The 4153-nt window shown below is 73.8% G+C and carries 4 protein-coding genes; all 4 read right to left on the reverse strand.

What is annotated here, in order from left to right:
• On the reverse strand, positions 1-651 hold a 651-nt coding region (locus CCN39_RS47360), incomplete at its 3' end, for an ornithine carbamoyltransferase (RefSeq protein WP_086853686.1).
• 9 nt (positions 652-660) lie between these two features.
• Positions 661-1626 carry a 2,3-diaminopropionate biosynthesis protein SbnA gene (sbnA, locus tag CCN39_RS47365; protein WP_086853682.1) on the reverse strand — a complete coding sequence of 322 codons (966 nt, stop codon included), beginning with the start codon at positions 1624-1626 and terminating at the stop codon, positions 661-663.
• A gap of 10 nt (positions 1627-1636) precedes the next feature.
• Positions 1637-2563, reverse strand: a complete 927-nt coding sequence (locus CCN39_RS47370) for a threonine ammonia-lyase (RefSeq protein WP_086853684.1) — start codon at positions 2561-2563, stop codon at positions 1637-1639.
• Positions 2564-2568: 5 nt separating this feature from the next.
• The coding region (locus tag CCN39_RS47375) for an MFS transporter (protein ID WP_143264462.1) at positions 2569-4153 on the reverse strand (1585 nt) is incomplete at its 5' end.

The raw sequence follows: 4153 nt of genomic DNA on the forward strand, positions 1-4153 counted from the left end.
GCCGGCCGGCACGTCGTCCGGGTCGTGGGTTTCCACGATGGCGGCTCCGGTGCGGATGGCGTGCGCCTGCGCCCGGGTCAGCACGTCCGCGGTGAGGCCGTACCCGGGTGGGGTGCGCAGGTGCAGTTCGGTGCCGGGGAACCGGCTCAGCGCCAAGGCCAGTGCCGCCGCGGAGTTGTTGCCCTCGCCGAGGTAGAGCACGCGGAGCCCGTCGACGCGCCCGAAGCGGCGGACCAGCGTCGTCAGGTCTGCCAGTGCCTGGGTGGGGTGCTCGTCTTCGCTCATGGCGTTGATCACCGCCATCCGGTCCTGGGCGGCGAGGGTGCGCAGCTCGGCCGGGCCGGCGGCGGTGCGGGCCACCAGGACGTCGAGCATCGAGGACAGCACCCGGCCGGTGTCCTCGATGGTCTCGCCGGTGTTCGTCTGGAGGTCGGCGGGACCGAAGGCGACGATCTGCGCGCCCAGCCGCAGTGCCCCGGCCGAGAACGCGGTGCGGGTGCGGGTGGAGGTCTTGCGGAAGTGGATGCCGACGACGTCGCCCTGCAGCGACGTCCCGGCCGAGCGCGGCCGTTCGGCCAGCTGGGCGGCCCGGCGCACGATGGCGCGCAGGTCGTCGTCGGCGAGGTCGTCCAGCGAGATGAGATGACGCACGAAGGCTCCTCAGGGAATGGCCGCGAGCGCGCGGGATCCGGGGGCGGGCACCTCGCCGAAGTGTTCGCGCACCCAGTGGTCGGAGTAGATGGTGTCGAGGTACCGGTTGCCGTCGTCGGGGAAGACGAGCACGCACACCGAGTCCGCCGGGATGCGGTCGCGCAGCTTCCCCAGCGCGGCGACGGTCGCGCCCGAGGAACCGCCGGCGAGGATCGCTTCCCGGGCCACGAGCGTCCGGCAGGCGCGCACGCACTCGAGGTCGCTCACGTGGACCACTTCGCTGACGGCGGAGGTGTCGACCAGTGGCGGCCGCCGTCCGGCGCCGTGCCCGGGCAGCAGCCGTCCCTCGGTCGGAACGTGGAAGATCGCGCTGCCCGCGGCGTCGACGGCGACGAGCTTCGTGGTGAGCCCGTGCCGCCGGAGGTAGTCCGCGCAGCCGCGCATCGTGCCGCCGGTGCTGACCGAGCAGAAGAGGTAGTCGACGTGGCCGTCGAGGGCCTCGGCGATCTCGTGCATGGTCTGCTCGTGCGCCGCCGGGTTGAGCGGGTTGGTGTACTGGTTGGGCCAGAACGCGTCCGGCAGCCGCGCGAGCAGTTCGTGCACCCGGGCGATCCGGGCGCCGAGCAGGTCGCCGTCCACCGGCTCGCTGACCAGCTCCACGGTGGCGCCGTAGGCCCGCAGGAGCGCGATGGTCTGGGCGGTCGTGCGGGTGTCGACGACGCAGACGAGGTCGAGCCCGAAGTACGCGCACAGCTGGGCCAGCCCGACTCCGAGGTTGCCCGATGTGGATTCGACCACGACCGAGCGGCCCGGGACCAGCGTGCCCGCGCGCAGGGCGCCCTGCAGCATGTGCAGCGCGGTCCGGTCCTTGACGCTGCCGCCGGGGTTGAACTTCTCCATCTTCGCGAAGACGCGCAGGCCCGGGGCGATCCGGTCCAGCGCGACCAGGGGCGTGCCGCCGATGGTCGTCAGCACCCCGCCTATCTCAGCCGTGCTCAACGGGCACCCGCTCTCTGCTCGGGGCGGCGACGTTTCCGCCGGAAACGATGGCGACCGCGGTCCCGGCGACCCGCCCGGTCAGGTGCGCGGCGGTGGCGACCGCGCCGCTCGGTTCGGCCAGCACCCCGAACTCCCCGAGCAGGAAGGCCTGCGCGGCCACGATGTCGTCCTCGCCGACGGTGACGATGTCGTCGACCAGTGACCGGATGTGCTGCCAGGCCAGCTCGCCCAGCACCGGGGCCCGCAGCCCGTCGGCGATCGTGCGGTAGGTCTGCGCGACCGGCCAGCGCACGAGCCGCCCGGTCCGCAGCGACTCGGCGGCGTCGCCGGCCAGTGCCGGTTCGACGCCGACGACCCGCGTCCCGGGGGACAGCGCCTTGACGGCGGCGGCGACCCCGGCGAGCAGGCCGCCGTTGCAGACCGGGACCAGCACGGTGCCGATCGAGGGCAGCTCCCGGACGATCTCCGCGCCGACCGTGCCGTGGCCGGCGATCACGGCAAAGTCGGCCGACCCGACCAGGGCCGCGCCGGTGTCCGCCAGCAGCTCGGCCGTCGCCGCTTCCCGGCGCGCGGGCGGCACGATGACCACCTCCGCGCCCAGTGCCCGCACGGCGTCGACCTTGTACGCGGGTGCGGTGTCGGGCAGGACCACGGTGGCGCGCCGGCCGTGGCGGGCCGCGGCGTAGGCGATCGCCCGCCCGTGGTTGCCCGACGACTGCGCGAGGACGTGCTGCGGTCCGGGCAGGCGGGCGACCGCGTTGAGCGCGCCGCGGACCTTGAACGACCCGGTCCGCTGCCGGTTCTCCGGTTTGATCCAGAGCCCGCCGACCGGCCCGGCCAAGGCCGTCGGAAGCAGCAGCGGGCCGATCAGGCCCGCGGCTTCGGCGATGTCGGTTTCGGTGACCAGTGCCATCGCCGTCACCGCGCCAGCGCCCGGTCGGCGAGCGCCTGCACGCGGTCGAGATCGGTGTCGACCTCGGCCGGCGGCGCGGCGTCGGGCAGCAGGACGTCGATGTCGCGCAGCCGCCGCCAGCGCAGGCCGAACCCGCCCCAGACGACGAGGAAGAGGCCGGAAAACACCATCAGCGTGGCCGGGCCGAGCCACTCGGACAGCGCGCCCGCGGTCAGGTAGCCGAGCGGGGTCATCGCCGTCGCGAGCATGACGTTGATGGCGAGCACCCGGCCCTGCAGGTGCTGGCCGACCTTGGTCTGGATGATCGACAGCCAGTGCGCGTTGCCGATGCTCATGCAGGCCAGCCGCACGAACAGCCCCGCGCCGATGACGACGGCCGACGGCCACGCGCCCATCAGCACCACGCCGGCACCGGACCCGATGACGAAGGCGATCATGCCGGTGGCCCGGCGCCGGGTGCCGCCCCAGAAGACCACCACGACCGCGCCCACGGCGGCCCCGATCCCGCCGGCGGCGCTGACGAACCCGAGCTCGCCCGGCGAGCCGATCGACAGCACGAGCGGCGTGATGACGACCCACATCAGCGCGGTGAAGTAGTTGACCACGGCGAAGTAGCCGACCATCGCCAGCAGGGGCTTGCGGCGCACCACGAAGAGCAACCCGCCGGTGAGCGCCTTCTTGAAGGGTTCGTGCTGCGGGAAGAACAGCCGGTCCGGGAACCGCACGGCCACGAGCGTCCCGACACCGACGGCGAAGGTGGCCACGTCGACCACGACGACCGAGGTCAGGCCGGACAACCCCATCAGCAGGCCGCCGAGGACCGGCCCGAGGACGGTGCCGAGCCCGACGCCGATGTCGGCGAGCGCGTTCGCCTGCGGGAGGTAGGGCTTCGGCACCAGCTGGGCGATCGCGGCGAGGTAGGCGGGCCGGTGGAACGCCGACGCCACCGAGGTGACCCCGACGATCGCGCACACCGACACCAGGTCCAGCCGGCTGACGGCGATGAGGACGGCGAGCGCGGCCATCGCGGCGCCGGCGGCCAGGTCGCAGGCGAGCAGGACGCGCCGCCGGTCGACCCGGTCGGCGAGCGCCCCGCCCACCGGGGTCAGCAGCATGGCCGGGACGCGGGCGAGCAGGACGACGAGGGCGAGGTCGAGCACGCGGCCGCTGCGCTGGTAGGCCCAGACGCCGAGGGCGAACGAGCTCAGCTCGTTGCCGATCATGGAGACGGCCTGACCGCCGGCGACGGTGTAGAAGGCGCGGAGGCCGCGTTTGGTGGCGGTGGGGACGTTCCGGACCCGGGGCGGGAGGTTCCCGGCGGCCCAGCCGGCGAACCGGGTCTTGAGCACCTCGGCGACTTCGGCGGCTTGGTGGCGCAGGAAGTAGTGGCCGGCCTTGGGGATGACGGCCAGGTCGACGCGGTCGGCGAAGGCGCCCCATTCGCGGTGACGTTCCTCGTGGAGCTCGGTTGCCGGATCGCTGGAGCCGACGATGCAGAGGATCGGGGCGGAGAGGTGGACTGGTGGGTTGCCGCGTGGGCTCGGCTCGGCGGGGCCGAGCTCGGCGGCCTGCGAGCGCTGGGTGTCGGAC

The organism is Amycolatopsis kentuckyensis, assembly GCF_002155975.1.
GTDB lineage: Bacteria > Actinomycetota > Actinomycetes > Mycobacteriales > Pseudonocardiaceae > Amycolatopsis > Amycolatopsis kentuckyensis.

Excerpts from the sequence above, each read along its gene's own strand:
- CCN39_RS47370 (WP_086853684.1), bottom strand. The coding sequence starts at position 2,563 with ATGGCACTGGTCACCGAAACCGACATCGCCGAAGCCGCGGGCCTGATC.